Origin of the sequence: Chromobacterium alkanivorans, assembly GCF_016937655.1 — a bacterium.
GTDB lineage: Bacteria > Pseudomonadota > Gammaproteobacteria > Burkholderiales > Chromobacteriaceae > Chromobacterium > Chromobacterium alkanivorans.
Genome location: NZ_JAFHKL010000002.1, coordinates 142113 through 159444 on the forward strand (window position 1 = coordinate 142113; position 17332 = coordinate 159444).

13 protein-coding genes are annotated in these 17332 nt (G+C 63.4%); 5 read left to right on the top strand and 8 right to left on the bottom strand.

Going from position 1 to position 17332, the window contains the following annotated elements:
* Window positions 1–232 precede the first annotated feature (232 nt).
* Together JW897_RS04395 and JW897_RS04400 are read right to left on the bottom strand one after the other, a co-directional pair.
* The gene (locus tag JW897_RS04395) at window positions 233–1441 is read right to left on the bottom strand and encodes an MFS transporter (protein WP_205465280.1); all 1209 of its coding nucleotides are present in this window, start codon (window positions 1439–1441) and stop codon (window positions 233–235) included.
* 129 nt (window positions 1442–1570) lie between these two features.
* Window positions 1571–3025 carry a beta-Ala-His dipeptidase gene (locus JW897_RS04400; protein ID WP_205465281.1) on the bottom strand — a complete coding sequence of 485 codons (1455 nt, stop codon included), beginning with the start codon at window positions 3023–3025 and terminating at the stop codon, window positions 1571–1573.
* Between the two features lie 283 nt (window positions 3026–3308).
* Here JW897_RS04400 and bluB point away from each other — a divergent pair, with 283 nt between their 5' ends.
* The 3 genes from bluB to trpC all read left to right on the top strand — a co-directional run bounded on the left by bluB (window position 3309) and on the right by trpC (window position 5404).
* Window positions 3309–3947, top strand: coding sequence for a 5,6-dimethylbenzimidazole synthase (bluB, locus tag JW897_RS04405; protein WP_048414483.1), 639 nt, complete (start codon window positions 3309–3311; stop codon window positions 3945–3947).
* A 58-nt stretch (window positions 3948–4005) separates the two neighbouring features.
* Complete coding sequence (locus tag JW897_RS04410) at window positions 4006–4518, top strand: prolyl-tRNA synthetase associated domain-containing protein (RefSeq protein WP_205465282.1); 513 nt, start codon at window positions 4006–4008, stop codon at window positions 4516–4518.
* 79 nt (window positions 4519–4597) lie between these two features.
* Complete coding sequence (gene trpC / locus JW897_RS04415; RefSeq protein ID WP_205465283.1) at window positions 4598–5404, top strand: indole-3-glycerol phosphate synthase TrpC; 807 nt, start codon at window positions 4598–4600, stop codon at window positions 5402–5404.
* A gap of 8 nt (window positions 5405–5412) precedes the next feature.
* Here trpC and JW897_RS04420 read toward each other — a convergent pair whose 3' ends face one another.
* On the bottom strand, window positions 5413–6324 hold the full coding sequence (locus tag JW897_RS04420) for a lipase secretion chaperone (RefSeq protein WP_205465284.1): 912 nt from the start codon (window positions 6322–6324) through the stop codon (window positions 5413–5415).
* A complete protein-coding gene (locus JW897_RS04425; protein WP_205465285.1) occupies window positions 6324–7253 on the bottom strand; it encodes an esterase/lipase family protein in 930 nt (309 codons plus the stop codon). The genes JW897_RS04420 and JW897_RS04425 overlap by 1 nt, the downstream gene beginning before the upstream one ends.
* On the opposite strand from JW897_RS04425, the gene JW897_RS04430 reads away from it, so the two are divergent.
* Window positions 7236–7523 carry a hypothetical protein gene (locus JW897_RS04430; RefSeq protein WP_205465286.1) on the top strand — a complete coding sequence of 96 codons (288 nt, stop codon included), beginning with the start codon at window positions 7236–7238 and terminating at the stop codon, window positions 7521–7523. The genes JW897_RS04425 and JW897_RS04430 overlap by 18 nt on opposite strands.
* Window positions 7524–7534: 11 nt before the next feature.
* Here the strand turns inward: JW897_RS04430 and JW897_RS04435 are convergent, their stop codons facing one another.
* Window positions 7535–9742 (bottom strand): patatin-like phospholipase family protein, encoded by a 2208-nt coding sequence (locus JW897_RS04435; protein ID WP_205465287.1) that lies wholly within the window; start codon window positions 9740–9742, stop codon window positions 7535–7537.
* 215 nt (window positions 9743–9957) lie between these two features.
* Here JW897_RS04435 and JW897_RS04440 point away from each other — a divergent pair, with 215 nt between their 5' ends.
* Window positions 9958–11415, top strand: coding sequence for a PilZ domain-containing protein (locus JW897_RS04440; protein WP_231589278.1), 1458 nt, complete (start codon window positions 9958–9960; stop codon window positions 11413–11415).
* 79 nt (window positions 11416–11494) lie between these two features.
* Here the strand turns inward: JW897_RS04440 and JW897_RS04445 are convergent, their stop codons facing one another.
* The 3 genes from JW897_RS04445 to JW897_RS04455 all read right to left on the bottom strand — a co-directional run bounded on the left by JW897_RS04445 (window position 11495) and on the right by JW897_RS04455 (window position 17236).
* Window positions 11495–12697: an acetyl-CoA C-acyltransferase gene (locus JW897_RS04445; protein ID WP_205465288.1), complete on the bottom strand. Its 1203-nt coding sequence runs from the start codon at window positions 12695–12697 to the stop codon at window positions 11495–11497.
* A gap of 194 nt (window positions 12698–12891) precedes the next feature.
* Window positions 12892–15267 carry a 3-hydroxyacyl-CoA dehydrogenase/enoyl-CoA hydratase family protein gene (locus JW897_RS04450; RefSeq protein WP_048414476.1) on the bottom strand — a complete coding sequence of 792 codons (2376 nt, stop codon included), beginning with the start codon at window positions 15265–15267 and terminating at the stop codon, window positions 12892–12894.
* A 475-nt stretch (window positions 15268–15742) separates the two neighbouring features.
* Window positions 15743–17236, bottom strand: coding sequence for an OmpP1/FadL family transporter (locus JW897_RS04455; protein ID WP_205465289.1), 1494 nt, complete (start codon window positions 17234–17236; stop codon window positions 15743–15745).
* Window positions 17237–17332: the final 96 nt, after the last annotated feature.

Consider the following 17332-nt stretch of genomic DNA (forward strand, 5'->3'; position numbering starts at 1 on the left):
TCAGAGACGCGCGCGCCCGCGTTTGAGCGCGCGGCTCTCGAAACACCCAGTTTCCGCGAGATGGGTCATGCTCGCAAGCCTTTGTCGCGATAAAAACGCGGACAGCGGGACAGCTCCTAGCCGAAACAAGTCCACACTCGGTTGGCCAGGTCCACCACGAAATCGGCGCGCAGATACATCCCGGTCAAGCAGGCCAACAGCAGCGCCGCGCCGACGGACAGCAGCAAGGCTCTCATGCGTCCTCCTTGGCGAAACTCGCCGACGGCGTTTCGCGCACCGGCAGATTGGCGGCGGCGGCCAGCAGCCCCAAGGCGATCGCCAGCGTCCACACCAGATCGTAGTTGCCGAGCAGGTCGTAAAGCGCCCCGCCCAGCCACACGCCCAGGAAGCTGCCCACCTGATGCGAGAAAAACACCGCGCCGGACAGCATGCCCAGATGGCGCACGCCGAACATGCCGGCGATCACCCCATTGGTCAACGGCACCGTGGACAGCCACAGAAAACCCATCGCCGCGGCGAACACCGCCACCGAAACGCCGCTGAGCGGCAGCAACAGGAAAACGGCGATCACCACGCTGCGCGCCAGGTAAATGAAGCTGAGCAGGCCGGGCTTGGACCAGCGGCTGCCCAGTTCGCCGAAGGCCATGGTGCCGAAGATGTTGAACAGGCCGATCAAGGCCAGCGCCAGGCTGGCGGTGCCGCCGCCCAGGCCGTGGTCGCGCAGATAGGCCGGCAGGTGCACGCCGATGAACACCACCTGGAAGCCGCAAACGAAATAGCCCGCCATCAGCAGGCGGAAGCCGCGCTCGCGCCAGGCGGCGCTGAAAGTGGCCGCCATGCTGCGCAGCAAATGCGTGGACGCGACGGTTTGCGCCGGCTGGTCCTCGCGCGCCAGCCAGCCGGCCAAGGGCAGCATCAGCGCCGCGCAGCCGGCCAGGATCAAGAGCGCAGGCAGCCAGCCCAGGCCGTCGATCAAGCCCTGTTCCACCGGAATCATCGCGAACTGGCCGAAAGAGCCCGCCGCCGCGACGATGCCCATCGCGCGCGAACGGTAGGCCGGCGGCACGCTGCGCGCCACCACGCCGAAAATCACGCTGTAGGTGACACAGGACAGCGCCAGGCCAAGCAGGACGCCGGCCGACAAGGAAAACAGCAAGGGCGTGCCGGACACCGTCATCAATGCCAGGCCGGCGACGTAGAGCAAAGCGCCGCCCAGCAGCACCTTGCCGGAGCCGTGCCGGTCCGCCAGCGCGCCGGCAAACGGCTGCGCCAGGCCCCAGACCAGGTTCTGCAAACCCAGCGCGAAGGCGAAAGCCTCCCGGCTCCAGCCGAAGGCCTGGGTCATCGGCGGCATGAAGAAGCCGAAGCCGTGGCGTATGCCCATGGCCAGCGACACGATCAGGCCGCCGGTCAGCAGCAATCGCTTGATGGAATCGTTCATCGCTTGTCTCCATGTGAAATAACAGCGGCGCGGCTGTTGTGATCATAGGGCAAAACCGGCGCCGCCAAAACAAAACCGGCCAGCGCAGGCGCCGGCCGGTAATCGCATCAAACCGCCGCGGACCGCGGCTTAGCGCGCGGGCACCGCCGCCAGCACCGCCTTCAGCAGATGCCAGGCCTTGCCCACCGACTCCACTTCCACCCGCTCGCCCGGCGCGTGAGCGCCGCGGATATTGGGACCGAAGGACACCATGTCCATGCCCGGGTACTTGGCGCCCAGAATACCGCACTCCAGGCCGGCGTGAATCACCTGCACCTGGGCCTCGCCGCCGAATTCGCGGGCGTAGACTTGCTGGAACAAGGCCAGTAGCTTGGACTGCGGGTTAGGCGCCCAGCCCGGATAGCCGCCTTCCATCTCCACCTGGCAGCCGGCCAAGCGGAACAGGCTTTCCACCTCGCGCGCCAGCATCCAGGTGCCGGAATCCAGCAAGGAGCGCACCATCAGGTTGGCGAACAGCTTGCCCTCTTCCAGCACCACCACGCCCAGGTTGTTCGAGGTTTCCACCACGCCTTCGACGCGCTGGCTCATGCGCTTGACGCCGTGCGGCGCAGCGTGCAGCGCGGCGAAGATCGCGCCCTGGTCGGCTCGCGCCAGCACTTTGTCCAGCTCGATGCTCTCCTGCACCACGGTGACGCCCTCGTCGACGCCGGCCAGCTCGAAACGCAGCAGGCTCTGGAAGGCGTCCAGCTTGGCCGCCACCTTGGCCGCGTCGGCGGCCGGGAAGGCCACGGCGGCGAAAGCCTCGCGCGACAAGGCGTTGCGCGCGGTGCCGCCCTTGAACGAGGACACGCGCAGATCGGTGTCCGCTTCCAGTTCGCGGATCAGGCGGATCAGAATCTTGTTGGCGTTGCCGCGGCCCAGATGGATGTCGGCGCCGGAGTGGCCGCCGCGCAGGCCCTTGATCACCAGGCTGGCGGCCTGATAACCGGCCGGCAGCGCCTCGGTCGCGTAAGCGCGGCTGACGTTGGCGTCTACGCCGCCGGCGCAGCCCATGTAGAACTCGCCCCATTCCTCGGTATCGATATTGATCAGGTACTGGCCTTGCAGCAGACCGGTGCCCAGGCCCAGCGCGCCGCCCATGCCGGCTTCCTCGTCCAGCGTCAACAGCACCTCGACCGGACCATGCGGCACGTCCTCGCTGTTGAGCACCGCCATGCCCAGCGCCACGCCGATGCCGTTGTCGGCGCCCAGCGTGGTGTTTTCCGCCACCAGCCAGCCGTCTTGCAGCACCGGGCGGATCGGGTCTTTGAAGAAGTCGTGCTCGGTGCCGGTGTTGGCCTGGCACACCATGTCCAGATGGCCTTGCAGCACCACGCCGACGCGGTTTTCGTAGCCCGGGGTCGCCGGCTTGCGAATGATCAGGTTGCCGACCTCGTCCACCACGGTGTCCAGGCCGCGCAGTTCCGCCCACCCCTTCAGGTAGTCGCGCAATTGCTGCTCATGCTTGGACGGACGCGGGATTTCACACAGGGTCTGGAAATGCTCCCAGACGACTTTGGGTTCTAGTTCTGCAATTCGGGTCACGGAAAGTCCTCTAAATCATCAAGATGCGATAGCGGTTCGGGCTATGGCCGAACGCGCCGCGCCCGGCGCGGCAACGTTGGAATTCAGACTGTCCACTTTATCACGCCCGCATGCGCCGCGTCATGTGGGAAACTCATGCCAAAAGCGTCTAATCCGCTGAATCGCTTGACCGAAGTCATGAGTCCTCCTGCAAGCGGCGCCATGCTATTTGCCAGCTGTGGCAAAGCCGCTATCCTCCGACACTGAAAAATCCCCACTCGTCCGTTTGCCAGAAAGGTCCGCCATGCACCGCTATCCAGATCAAGACATCGCCGCCATCTACCGGGTGATAGAACAGCGACGCGACATGCGCCATTTTCTGCCGGACCCGGTGGACCCGGCGCTGCTGCGCCGCCTGCTCGAAGCCGCCCACCACGCGCCCAGCGTCGGCTATATGCAGCCGTGGCGCTTCATCCGCATCGCGGACCGCGGCCTGCGCGAGGAGATAGGCAAGCTGGTGGACGCGGAGCGGCTGCGCACCGCGGACCAACTGGGCGAACGCCAGGCGGAATTCCTGCGCCTGAAGGTGGAAGGCATCCGCGACTGCGGCGAGGTGTTGGTGGCCGCCCTGATGGACGGCCGCGAGCGCCATGTGTTCGGCCGCCGCACCCTGCCGGAAATGGATCTGGCCTCGGTGGCCTGCGCCATCCAGAACCTGTGGCTGGCGGCGCGCGCCGAAGGCCTGGGCATGGGCTGGGTGTCTCTGTTCGACCCCGTCGCGCTCGCCGCGCTGCTGGGCATGCCCGAGGGCGCCAAGCCCATCGCCGTGCTCTGTCTAGGCCATGTCGCCGAGTTCTACGCCCAGCCTATGCTGGAGCAGGAAAAGTGGGCCAGCCGCCAGCCGCTGGAGCAATTGGTGTTCGAAGACCGCTGGCGAGATTGAACCGGGCCTCGCGGCGCGGCCATTGAAGCGCGCGCCGCCGCCATGCTAGCCTGCGGAGATGGAACACGCTTTATACGACTTTCTCGACCAGCACCAGATCCGCCACCAGCGCTTCGACCACCCGCCGGTCTACACCTGCGAAGAGGCCGCGCGCCTGACGCCCGGCCTGCCCGGCGCGGAATGCAAAAACCTGTTTCTCTGCGACGCCAAGGGCCGTCAGCATGTGTTGCTGGCGGTGCCGGCCGACGCCGGCGTCGACATCAAGGCCCTGGGCGACTTGCTGGAACTCAAAGGCCTGCGTTTCGCCTCGTCGGAACGCCTGCTGCGCTGCCTGGGCCTGACCCCGGGCGCGGTGACGCTGCTGGCCGCCTTCAACGACCGCGAGCGCCAGGTCGCCGTCGTCGTCGACCAGGCGCTGAGCCGCCGCGACGCCATTCTCTGCCATCCGCTGGTCAATACCAGCACGCTGGCGCTGCCGATGGGCGAGCTGATGCGCTTCCTGGACCTGACCGGCCACGCGCCGCGCATCGTCGAGGTGCCGCGCAGGCCGGAGCCCGCGGAGCAAGGCTGAGCGCCGCGGCTTGTCAAGGCCACGGCTGATCCTGCATGATGGTCGTTTCTTTCGACTTGCCCGGATTGCAGACTCAAGCATGTCAGACATACTCAACACCATCATCGCCACCAAGCGCGAAGAAATCGCCGCCGCCTTGCCGCGGCAACCGCTGAGCGCGGTGCGCGCCGCCGCGGAAGCGCTCAGCGGCGACCGTCGCGACTTTGTCGCCGCGCTGCGCGCCAAGCACGCGCTGGGCCAAGCCGCGGTCATCGCCGAGATCAAGAAAGCCAGCCCGAGCAAGGGCGTGATCCGCGAGGACTTCCGCCCCGCCGAGATCGCCGCCAGCTACGCCGAACACGGCGCCGCCTGCCTGTCGGTGCTGACCGACCGCCAGTATTTCCAGGGCGACGCCGCCTATCTGCAAGCCGCCCGCGCCGCCTGCCGCCTGCCGGTGCTGCGCAAGGACTTCATCGTCGACCCTTACCAGGTGTACGAAGCCCGCGCGATGGGCGCCGACTGCATTCTGCTGATCGCCGCCGCGCTGGAACTGCCGCTGATGCGCGAACTGGAATCCCTGGCGATGGAGCTGGGCATGGCGGTGCTGGCCGAAGTGCACGACGCCGAGGAACTGGAACAGGCGCTGCAGCTGCGGACCGAGCTGATCGGCGTCAACAACCGCAATCTGCGCAGCTTCGAAGTCAGCCTGGCCACCACGCTGAAGTTGTTGCCGCAAATCGAAAGCGGCCGCATCGCCATCACCGAGAGCGGCATCGCCACCATCGACGACGTGCGGCTGATGCGCAGCCACGAGGTGCACACCTTCCTGGTGGGCGAAGCCTTCATGCGGGAAAAAGAGCCGGGAGAAGGTCTCTCCCGGCTGTTTCAGGACGAAAACAAGGACTAAGCCCTTGCTTATTGAGGCGGGACCAGCGCGTCCAGCCTCAATTGCTCCTGAGCGCTGAAACGCTGGGCGCGCCAGCCGGCCAGAGCCTGCCGCCGCTGCGCCGCGTCCAGGCCGGCAGCCGTCTGCAAGCGCCGCGCCTCCAGACGATAGGCCTCCACCCTGGACTGCCACTGCGCCTGTTCGCGATCCAGCTGCGACAAGCGGTCGGCGGCGGCCTGCCCCACCATGCCGGCGCGCAAGGCGTACAGCTCTTGTTCGCCGCCGCCCTTCTTCCGCAACGCCTCTTCCGCCTCGGCCAGGCTCAAATGCTTGACCGGCTCCAGCCGCGCCGCGCGCAGCTCGGCCGGCAAGCCCGCCTCCAAGGCCTTGAGCCGGGCGGCCTTCTGCTCGGCGCTCAAGCCGACGACGGCGGCGATGCGCAGCCGTTTGACGGTGAAATCGTCATAGACGTCCTCATCGCCAAACAAGCCGGCCACTTCGCCGGCGGACAGGAATTGCAGGCGCAACGCTCTCATCTGCTGCAAACGCTCGGCCACGCCGCCCGCCGCCTTGCCCTCGCTCAAGGCTCGGCGGTAAGCGACATAGCGGTCGAACAAGTCCAGCGCCTGCTTCAAGGCTGTTCCGCTCAACTGCGCCGACAAGGCCTGCTCCACCGCCTTGCGGGTCGCGGGCAGATCCCGCTCCCCCAACGCCGCCAACTGGTAATCGAACAAGCGCCGCAGTTCGGCGTCCACCCTCAGCGCGCCGTTCGCCTCCACTCGCGCCCGGCCGTCGGCCTGGGTGCCGCGCAGCGACGGCGCCGCCGTCGGAGATGCGGAACCGCCGGCTTGCGCCGTCGCCTCGTCGGCCCCGGGCCAGCCCAGCCAGACCAGCGCGCCCAGCAACAACGCGCAGCTCCAGCCCATCCAGGCGCGCCGCATTACAGCCCCGTATTCTTCAAGCGGTTGGCCTGTTGCCGGTACAAACTCACCGGGCTGACCTCGAAGAGGCTGACCAGGCCAAAGCTCTGGTTGATCTCGTTGACGTGGTTCATCCGGTAGTTGTCGCGAATCACCTGGCCCAGATGGGCCGAGCAAGTGCTGACCAGGCCGTCGGTGGGCGTGGGGCCGAAGGCCAGCCCCAGCACGCCCATGGGCGCGGACAAGGGGTCCAGCACATTGGTGACGGTGGACGAACCGGTCCATGAGTAATAACGGATGCCGTTGACCTGATAATCGCCTTCGCCGCAAGCGCTGGTCGGCACCCCTTGCGGGAATTTGGCGCTGAAAGCGGCGGATCCCGCGGTAGTCAAGGAGTCCAGGGCGCCCACCGGATATTGCGGCTGCCCGGTAGTGCCGGCGAAGAACTGCATCACCGCGGTCAAGGCCTTGGCCACCGCGGACGCCACCGCCTCCGACACCGAGCCCGGAGGCACGGTTCCGCGAACGATGTCGGCCACCACCGAACCCTTGTTGACCCCGCCCACCGATGTCACCGAGGCCACCAGGTCCGGCCGCACACCGGCCACGTAGCGCGCGGTGGGCGCGCCCTGGCTATGGCCGATCAGATTGACCTTGGCGGCGCCGGTGATGGCGATGATTTTTTGCACCTGCTGCAGCAACTGCTCTCCGCGAGCCTCGTTGCTGTTCAGCGCGGACACTTCGGCCACGAACACCTGCGCGCCGTCGGAACGCAAAGCCGCCGGCACCTGGTAGAAATAGTCCACGCCCAACAACTGGCCGAAGCCGAACAGGCCGTGCACCAGCACGATGGGATAACGAGTCTGGGTATAGCCGCCGGCGGCGTAAGCGGCGGACAGGGGCAAGCATAGCCCCAGACACAGCAGGGCTCCGTGAAGCAACTTCTTCATGGTGTTTCTCCTCAAGTTAACGATATGCGGGCTGAGTATTTGCTCTTATTTGCATGCCCAAACTTGTTAATAGGAGAAAGCGGAGGAAAACACCAGAATTATTCAAACGTTTGTATTTTTACGTCACTTAACAACAACAGAAAATACGACAACTTAAAAATCAACCGTCCGAAAGATCAAAGCCGGCTGGCCAAAACGGCAGCCGGCTCAATAAAGACAAAACGCCGTATGGCGAAAGCCATACGGCGCTCTGGACTCGCTGCTGCGTAACTCGGATCCGCTCAGTAATCGGAACCCAAGTACAGATAGGCGGTGGGTTTGCCGCCCTTGGCGGTGCCGACGCCGACGAAGAACGGCCCGATAATGGTGTCCGCAGCCAGGAAGACCGAACCGGCGGGAATCCAGTTTGTATCTTGCGACGTGAGATCTTCAGCTCTCACTCGCCCCCAGATCTTGCCCAACTCCATCGAGACGCCGGCGTAGACGCCGGAGCCAAGCGCGGATGGCAGGCTGGACGCTCGCCAATAAAACATCGAGCGGAACAAGGACGAGCGATCGCCAATCAGTTCGGAATCCTGATAACCGCTCAGGTTCAAGAAACCGCCCAGCGATCTGGGCAAAGCCAGGGCATCCTCTCTGTCGTCGAGATTCAAAGCCCCCTTGTTCTTGGCGGTCAACCGCATCGTCACGCTGCCCAGGGTCTTGGCGTACTCCAGGGTCGTATCGTAGTTGGTCAGATTGACATCGCTGCCCCAGGACGGAATGCTCTTGGTCAAGCGACCGCTGATGAAGTAGCCGGACCGCGGCCAGCGCGGATTGTCGAACTGATCCACCACCAGGCTGGTGCCCACCCCGGTATCCCGAAAGTTTTGCGGCACCCAACCGGGAAGCCACGATACCCGCGAGCCGAAGTGATTATCGTCCCGGTACGCGCCAATCCGCCACTCCCCGTAACGGCCCAAAGCCACGCCGCCATCCAGACGCAGGCTGCCCACATTATTAGTCCACTCCGTATTCAATGAATGGTCCTCGTTGTAAATCGGCAGAAAGTCCTGTCGATAGCCCAAGGACGCGGCGCCGAACACCGGACTGCCCTCGTACAGCGGCTGATACCATTCCGTTTTGATCAGCTTGTCCTGCCCTATGGACACATCGTTGCGCCAGGCGCCGCCGGCGCTGTTGGCGTTGCGCCATTCATGCGAGGCCAAGAAGTTGAAGTTGCTCTCGCCCGGCGTCGCGCTGCTCAGGTTCAGGCCGAAGCGCAGGAAGTTAGGCCCTATGCTGCGCTCCAGCGGCGACACCGTCATCACATTGCGCCCGGACACATTGTCCACGCGGTAGGTCAGCCTGTCGTAATCGCCGCCGGCGAACACGCCGCGCAGACGGGCCTGGGCGCTGCTGATAGGCTCCACCACCGAGGAAAAGGCCAGCGATTTGGCCAGTTGCTCCGGTTTGGTGAACTGGCCGGGCTTGCCTTCCACCTGGATCTTGTCGATCAAGGGGAAATGCGGCCGCTCCAGCCGGCGCTTCCACGCCGCGTACTCCTCTTCGGACACCGAATAGGCCGACAGCTGCTTGGCCAGCGCCTTGGCCGCCTCTTCTCCGAGCATGGTGATGGCCCGATGCTCGCTGAAGGAAGCCGAGGTATAGCCGCTCAAATTCGGCTTGATCACCAGATCGCGCTTGTCCAGCTTGCGCAGCTGCTCCTTGGCGTTGCGGCTGACCATCAGATTGGAGGTCTGCGCCACCACATCGAACAGGCTGTTGATCTCTTTCGCCGTCATCAGCGGCGTGGACACATCGACGACGATTACCCTGTCCGCGCAGCGGCCTTTGACGTCCTGGATGGGCAGGTTGCGCGCCAGGCCGCCGTCCACCAGCAAACGCCCCTCGTCGTCCTCGATCAGATCGAACAAGCCCGGCACCGCCATGCTGGCGCGCAGCGCGCGCGCCAGCGACCCCTCCGAGAACACCACCGGCTCGCCGGTCGCCAGGTCGGTGGCCACTGCCCGGAACGGGATGGGCAGCTGGTCGAAGCTGCCCACCACGCGGTCGCGCGTCAGCTTATGGATGTACAGCTCGATTTCCTGCGAATTGATCGCGCTGCGCGGCACTTTCAACCCGTCTTTCTTCAGGCCGAAGGTAATGTCCAGATAGTTCTTGTAATCATCGCGCTTGCGGTCGTAGGGCACGTCCGCCCGCGTCGGCTTGCCGGACAGCAAGGCGTCCCAATCGGCGGCGTTGAACTCGCGCTCCATCTGCGCCAAGGGCAAGCCATTTGCATAAATACCACCAATCAGAGCCCCGGCGCTGGTGCCCGCGATACAGGCGACGGGAATCCGCAGGCGCTCCAGTTCCTTCAGCACGCCCAGGTGGGCGAAACCCCGCGCGCCGCCGCCGCCCAGCACCAAACCCACGCCTTGCGGCGGATAAGCGCCAAGCTCTTCCGCGTCGCCCGCCCAGGCCGTTTGCGACAAAATTCCGAGCAACAGCAGCACAACCAGCCGCTGTCGCCGATTCCAGCGATTGTTATTTGTAAGCATATGGGTAAATAATGAGAATTACCGTTTCACCCACGCCTGCGCGTGGCGTAAGATATAGCGATATGCCAATGAAAACATAATTTCCTATAAAGCCGGGCTAAATGTTTGACTTCAAATCACTTGTCAGTTCCCTACTGAACAAAAACACGACTGCCTCCGAAGTGGCGCAGTCCGCAACCCTATTAGTGCGCGACCTGCCTGAAACCGAGTATTTCGGCGCCTTGGTGGAAATCATCAAAGCCGTCGCCAAAATCAACACCGACACCGACATCTCGCTGAAAGAGCGCGTCAAGACCCTGGTCTACGTCGACGACAAGGCCAACAACATTCACCGTCAGCTGTGCCAGGACTATCTGCAGTCCAAAGGCGGCAGCAAAGGCTACCTGCCCACCATTCTGGCCTATTGGCACGAGCTGTCCTCCGCCTACCAGATCTGCTTGCGGCTGTACAAAAGCCATCCCAACGCGGTGCCGGAAGACGAAATCCGCATCGTCACCATCCGCGGCCTGCATCACCAGATGCGGCTGATCGCCTGGAATTCGCTGCGCTACCTGAAACCGGAAGGCGCGGCCTGGCAAAACGGCTTCCGCTTTTTCAGCCAGGCAGAGGAAAGCGGCTTTTCCCGGTACCCGATCAAGCTTTACCTTAACAGCCCGGACGAGTTCAGCTGCGAACAGCTGCTGATCCAGGCCGGCATGCTGTTCCTGGCGCAGACCGACAATATGCTGCACAAGGAAATCATCGCGGTCGACCAACTGCTGATGATGCTGAGCCAGGGCATACCGCTGGACAAGCAACCTCCGGTGGAAGAACCCATCTTCGTCTACAACCTGTCGATGCCGGAGCCGCCTCAGGCCATGCTGCGCGGCATGGCCGGCAAATGGCATCGCTACTGGTCCGCCTACGAGATCACCAGCCGCTTGGCGGATCTGATGTTCGATCTGGACAGACGCATCCCTCCCGCGCTGGAGGCGATGGACGGCGGCCTGGAACGAGAGGAATGGGCCATTCTATGCGAAAAACTGGCCATCCGCTGGTCTACCGACGGCGGCAAGTCGCTGCGCAAGTCCGAGCGCTCGCTGCACGCGTCCAACGCCCACGTCAGCATAGGCTTCGAGCGCGTCGCCTATCAGGTCAAGGTTCAGGACGTGCCGACGCAAGACCCGGAGCGCGCCAGCGACTGGCGCATCAACGACATCAGCTCCACCGGCATGGGTCTCACCTTCATCGGCAAGGCGGTTGAGCAACTGGCCATCGGCCGCGTCATCCTGGTCAAGGCGGACAACCATCCGCAGTTGCTGGGGGTGATTCGCCGGATACTGCGCCAAAGCAACGGCACCAAGGTGGGCATAGAAATCCTGGGGCAGAATCCCGTCGGCGTGTCGCTGCTGGATCCGGAGCACTCGGACTCTCCGCCCTCCACCGCCATCTACATCACCCAGCCCAACTCCCGCAAAGGCCAACGCTACTTTCTGATGCCCAAGGCGCTGACCCAGCCGGACAAGCAACTGGTGCTGGCGGCGCAAGGCAAGTCCTACCAGATCCGCCTCAAAACCCCGCAGCACGAATACGAAGACTGCAGCCACAGCGACTTCGACACCCTATCCAAAGTGGATTGAATCCCGTCCGCCGCGCGGCGGACAATAAAAAACCGGCTCGCCGCTGCGAGCCGGTTTTTTCATGCGAGGAAAATCCCGCTTACAGCACTTCGATGATGCCGGCGGCGCCCATGCCGGTGCCGATGCACATGGTCACCATGCCGTAGCCCTTCTGACCGGCGTCGCGCATGCCGTGCACCAGAGTGGCGGTGCGGATGGCGCCGGTGGCGCCCAGCGGATGGCCCAGCGCGATCGCGCCGCCGTGCGGATTGACCTTGGAGGTGTCCAGCGCCAGGTCGCGGATCACCGCCAAAGCCTGAGCCGCAAACGCCTCGTTCAGCTCGACCCATTTCAGGTCGTCCTGTTTCAGGCCGGCCTGGCTCAAAGCGGCGGGAATCGCCTCTTTCGGGCCGATGCCCATGATTTCCGGCGGCACGCCCTTGACCGCGAAGGTGACGTAGCGGCCCAGCGGCGTCAGATTGAACTCCTTGAGCACGCGCTCGGACACCAGAATCACCGCGCCGGCGCCGTCGGACATCTGCGAAGAGTTGCCGGCGGTTACCGAGCCCTTGGCGTCGAACACCGTTTTCAGCTTGGCCAGGCCTTCCAGCGTGGTCTCGCGGCGCGGGCCTTCGTCGGTGTCCAGCACGCGGGTTTTGACCGCCACTTCGCCGGTTTCCAGATTCGGCGTGCGATAGGTCGCCTCCAGCGGCGTGATCTCGCTCTTGAACTTGCCGCCGTCAATCGCGGCCAGCGCGCGACGGTGCGACTCCACCGCGAACGCGTCCTGGTCTTCGCGCGACACGCCCCACTGCTGCGCCACTTTCTCGGCGGTCAGGCCCATGCCGTAAGCGATGCCGTAGTTTTCGTCCTTGGCGAAGATTTCCGGATTCAAGGACACTTTGTTGCCCATCATCGGCACCAGCGACATCGATTCGGCGCCCGCGGCGATCACCACGTCGGCTTCGCCCAGGCGGATGCGGTCGGCGGCCATCTGCACCGCGTTGATGCCGGACGAGCAGTAGCGGTTGATGGTGATGCCGCCCACGGTATTGGGCAGGCCGGCCAGCAGCACGCCGATGCGCGCCATGTTCAGGCCCTGCTCCGCTTCCGGGAAGGCGCAGCCCACCACGCAGTCGGAAATCAGCTTCGGGTCCAGGTTCGGCACCTGGGCCAGCGCGCCGGTAATCACGTGCGCCAGCATATCGTCCGGGCGCACATGACGCATCATGCCGCGCGGCGCCTTGCCCACCGGTGTGCGGGTGGCGGCGACGATGTAAGCTTCTTGTACTTGTTTGCTCATTTTCGATTCTCCTGTCGGCCGCCTGATCGGCTTTGCGGCGATCAAGCGGCCTTTCATCTGGCTATTGGCCGCGCTTGCGGGAGGATTCGTCGCGAGCGGGCCGAGATCGAAGCGAGAAGCGCAGCCGTACATGGGGTACGGCGAGCATCACAGCATTCGATATCGGCTCGCGCAGCAGAATCGTCCCCAAGCACTTAGTTGCGCAGCGGCTTGCCGGTGGTCAACATATTGGCGATGCGGTCCTGAGTCTTGGAGTTTTTCAGCAAGGTCATGAAGGCCTTGCGCTCCAGGTCCAGAATCCATTGCTCGTTGACCAGGGTGCCGGCCTCGACGTCGCCGCCGGTCATCACGTCGGCGATCAGGCCGGCGATGAAGAAGTCATGCTTGGAAATGAAGTTGCCTTCCAGCATGTTCACCAACTGGCCCTTGATCGACGCGGCGCCGCTGCGGCCGGCCACCGGGAAGCCCTTGACCTTGAGCGGCGGGCGATAGCCGGCTTCTGCCAGCGCGATCGCCTGCTGCTTGGCCACGTGCAGCAGCTCGTAGGCGTTGAACACCACCGGGTCGCCGTTGCGGAAGAAGCCGATTTCCTGCGCCTCGAAACCGCTGGTGGCCACTTTGGCGGTGGCGATGGCCATGAAGTAATCCTTCAGCGCGGCCAGCACGTCGCCGCGCGCTTCCTGAGCGGCGCGCAGCGCGAACTCCTTGCAGCCGCCGCCACCCGGCAGCAGGCCGACGCCCACTTCCACCAGGCCGACGTAGGACTCCAGCGCCGCCACGGTCTTGTCGCAATGCATCGCGAACTCGCAACCGCCGCCGAACACATAGCCCTGGGTCGCGGCCACCGTCGGCACCTGGCAGTAACGCAGGCGCATCGAGGTTTCCTGGAAGCGGCGCACCGTCGCGTCGATCGCGTCCCAATCGCCCATCATGAAGGCCGGCATCATAGACTGCAGATCGGCGCCGACGGAGAACGGCTCCTCGGTCTGCCAGATCACCAGGCCCTTGAAGCGGTCTTCGGCGATGTCGACGGCTTTGTTCAGGCCTTCGATCACGGCCGGGCCGATCGCGTGCGCTTTGGACTTGAACGACACCACCAGCACTTCGTCGCCGGTGGTGAAGGCGCGCACGCCCTCGTTCTCGAACACGGTCTCGCCCAAGGGCGCGGACGCCTCGCCCAACACCTTGGCCGGCGCCAGCTGACGCTGGTACACGTCCAGCGCGGAACGACCCACCAGCTTGTTGCCGGCCGGATCGTAAGAGCCTTCGGCGAAATGCACGCCGGCGCGATCGCCCTGCAGCACCCAGGCCGGCAGCGCGGCGGCGCTCAGCGCCTTGCCGGCCTTCACGTCCTCGTCAAGCCACTTGGCCACTTGCTGCCAGCCGGCGGCCTGCCAGGTCTCGAACGGACCCACACTCCAGCCGAAGCCCCAGCGAATGGCGAAGTCGACGTCGCGCGCGCAGTTGGCGATATCGGCCAGATGGTGGGAGATGTAATGGAACACGTCGCGGAAACACGCCCACAGGAATTGCGCCTGCGGATGGCTGCTCTCGCGCAGTTTCTGGAATTTTTCCGCCGGATTGGCGATCTTCAAAATTTCCTTGACCGCGTCGTCGCCCTTCTCGCCGGAGCCGACGTACTCGCCCTTGGCCGGGTCCAGCACCAGCATGCGCTTGCCGTCTTTCTTATAGATGCCGGCCTTGGTCTTGGCGCCCAGCGCGCCGGCGGCGATCAGCTTCTGCATCCATTCCGGAGTCTGGAACAGACCGTGCCACGGATCTTGCGGCAGGGTGTCCTGCATGGTTTTAACCACGTGGGCGAAGGTGTCCAGGCCCACCACGTCGGCGGTGCGGAAAGTGGCCGACTTGGGACGGCCCAGGCGAGGACCGGTCAGATCGTCCACCACGTCGAAGCGAATGCCGAACTTGTCGGCGTTGGCGATGGTGGCCAGCATCGAGAATACGCCGATGCGGTTGGCGACGAAGTTGGGGGTATCCTTGGCGCGCACCACGCCCTTGCCCAAGCTGGACACCAGGAAGCGCTCCAGATTATCCAGAATGTGCGCGTCCGAGGTCAGGCAGGGGATGATTTCCACCAGGTGCATATAGCGCGGCGGATTGAAGAAGTGCACGCCGCAGAAACGCGGACGCACATTGTCCGGGCAGCTTTGCGCCAGCGTGTTGATCGACAAGCCGGAAGTATTGGTGGCGAAAATGGTGTGCTCGCCCAGATGCGGCGCCACTTTGTGGTACAGGTCCGCCTTCCAGTCCATGCGTTCGGCGATGGCTTCGATCACCAAGTCGCAATCCTTCAAGAGGTGCAGGTGGTCGTCGTAGTTGGCCGGCTGAATGTGGTTGACGGCATCCTTGTTGGCCAAGGGGGCCGGCTTCTGCTTTTTCAAGCCTTCCAGCGCCTTGAGCACGATGCCGTTCTTGTCGCCTTCCTTGGCGGGCAAGTCGAACAGGATGGTCGGAACTTTGGCATTCACCAGATGAGCGGCGATTTGAGCCCCCATCACGCCAGCGCCTAGCACGGCTACCTTGCGTACGTTGAACTTGGTTTGAGACATGGTTTCCTCGTTTTGTTGAAACACAACATGAGACAGGCCCCTCTCGCCTGCTCAGCCTGCTTCAAGGACGGGCGTTGTTCGTCCTTGCGCTGAGTCGGCGGCGCGCCGCCGCTGCAGCCGGCACAACTTGACCGGCCGGGAAGTGATTATGGTGAAGCCCGGCCCGTCCGGAAGCCTGGCGCTGGAGAAGTCGCCCCATCGCCGCGGACATCCGTCAATCTACTGAAAAACCGCGCCGGCAGCCACTCTGGCGGCGGCTCAAGCGCAGCTGGAAAAAGCCTGTATTGAAAAATATCAAACACTCGCTTTTCTCCCAAATAAGTCTAACCCAATTTGGGCAAAAAAACAGGGGGTACGTGGAAAAATTGAGGGAGAAAACAAGCGGAAAAACCGGAGCGCCGCAAACGCAAAAACCGGGCGAGCGCCACGGCGCCCGCCCGACCCGAAATCCGCGCGCCCAACGGCGCCGATTCAATTAAAACCGATAGTTGTACTGCAGACCGATCAGTTGCAGATAGGTCTTGTAGCTGCCTTTCACCGTGCCGCCGTTGCCGGTGCAGGCCGCGCCGGTTGTCGGGCTCTTGCCAGTCGGACTGCAGCCGTCGGTGTAATCGACATTGGCGTTAGCGAAATTGATGAAGCTGTAGGCGAAGTCAACCGAGCTTTGCTTGTTGATCTTGTAGTTGGCGCCCAGCGACAGCCACAGGCGATCGCTGTCCGGCAGCGCCGGGTGACGATCTTTATCGGACTGCAACGGCGACTGCTCCCAGGCTACGCCGCCACGGAACAGCCAGGCATCGCTGTACTGGTAGTTGGCGCCCAGAGACACGCGCCAGGTATCGCGCCAGTTCTGGTGGATCACCATATCGCCCTGAGCAGTGGTACCCACCGTGGATTGCTGGATCACGATGTCCTTCATCTGCGAGTTGGCGACCCAGGTCACATCGCCCATCACCGCCCATTTCGGGTTCAACTGATGGAAGAAGTTGGCAGATGCGGTTTCCGGGGTGGTGACATCAACCTTGGCGGAGGCATTAGGGTGAACGAGCTTGGCCGCCACTGCAGCCGGCAGAGTCACCCCCCCCACCGTCACATTGCCTTTAACATTATTGAAGGTCCAAGTGGACGACCCAGTCAACGACTGTTTGATGCTGGAACGGTAGGCCAAGCCAAATCGGGTATTTTCATTCAACTGGAACATATAGCCAATATTCCAACCAAATCCCCAGTCATTGCCCTCGACATCAGCCAGACCATCCCCTCCAATTCCACCTGCACGCATGATCGCGGAGATCTGCGCAGGGTTGGTCACCGTTACCGTTGCGCCACCTGGCCCAAAGGGACCTGTAATACCGCCGGCAGCAGCAGCCTTTAATGCCAAGCCCGAAGTCGCATCTGCCATCTGCTGCAGCTTGGCGTCCATATATTGCGCGGAAATGCCAAAACCAAAGGAATGGCGATCATCCAGCTTGAACGACATAGACGGGTTGAAATTGAACGACTGCAGATTCACGCTCTTCAAGGCATAACGACCGGCCCAGTCGAAGCCATAGTCCAGCTTGGCGCCATAGGGCACGAACACGCCCAAACCCAGATTGATCTTGTCGTTCAGTTTATGCGACAGGTAGAAGTTGGGTGCCGCCACGGCCTTGGGCGCGAAAGAGCCGCCATTGCCGCCGCCGGTCGACTGCCCAAGAATATTGGTCGAACCGTTGTCGGTGTATTCGGAGTGCGGCACCACCAGGGTCGCGCCGCCAGAGAACTGGGTTCCCTCCAGCCGAGACAGGCCGGCCGGGTTGCTGAAAATGGTGGAAGGATCGTTGGCTTCGGCGCCGTTGGCGTGCGCGGTGCCCTGGCCGGACACGCTCTGCGAACCAAACTGATAACCCGAGGCCACGGCCTGGGTGGACATTAGACCGAATGTTGCGCCCATGACCATCACGGACAGGCTGAGGTGCTTGAGTTTCATGTTCTCCCTCTCTCTTTGGCTTTGCTATATATAAGTGTTCTTAGGTATTAGACGACCAATAACAAGCACTGGTCATATTTGATGCTACCAGAGAAT

What these genes read in the sequence shown, in the direction of transcription:
- JW897_RS04450 (WP_048414476.1), bottom strand. Translation starts at nt 15,267, where the DNA reads ATGTCTCAAACCAAGTTCAACGTACGCAAGGTAGCCGTGCTAGGCGCT.
- JW897_RS04395 (WP_205465280.1), bottom strand. Translation starts at nt 1,441, where the DNA reads ATGAACGATTCCATCAAGCGATTGCTGCTGACCGGCGGCCTGATCGTG.
- bluB (WP_048414483.1), top strand. Translation starts at nt 3,309, where the DNA reads ATGCACCGCTATCCAGATCAAGACATCGCCGCCATCTACCGGGTGATA.
- JW897_RS04410 (WP_205465282.1), top strand. Translation starts at nt 4,006, where the DNA reads ATGGAACACGCTTTATACGACTTTCTCGACCAGCACCAGATCCGCCAC.
- trpC (WP_205465283.1), top strand. Translation starts at nt 4,598, where the DNA reads ATGTCAGACATACTCAACACCATCATCGCCACCAAGCGCGAAGAAATC.
- JW897_RS04445 (WP_205465288.1), bottom strand. Translation starts at nt 12,697, where the DNA reads ATGAGCAAACAAGTACAAGAAGCTTACATCGTCGCCGCCACCCGCACA.
- JW897_RS04455 (WP_205465289.1), bottom strand. Translation starts at nt 17,236, where the DNA reads ATGAAACTCAAGCACCTCAGCCTGTCCGTGATGGTCATGGGCGCAACA.
- JW897_RS04420 (WP_205465284.1), bottom strand. Translation starts at nt 6,324, where the DNA reads ATGCGGCGCGCCTGGATGGGCTGGAGCTGCGCGTTGTTGCTGGGCGCG.
- JW897_RS04425 (WP_205465285.1), bottom strand. Translation starts at nt 7,253, where the DNA reads ATGAAGAAGTTGCTTCACGGAGCCCTGCTGTGTCTGGGGCTATGCTTG.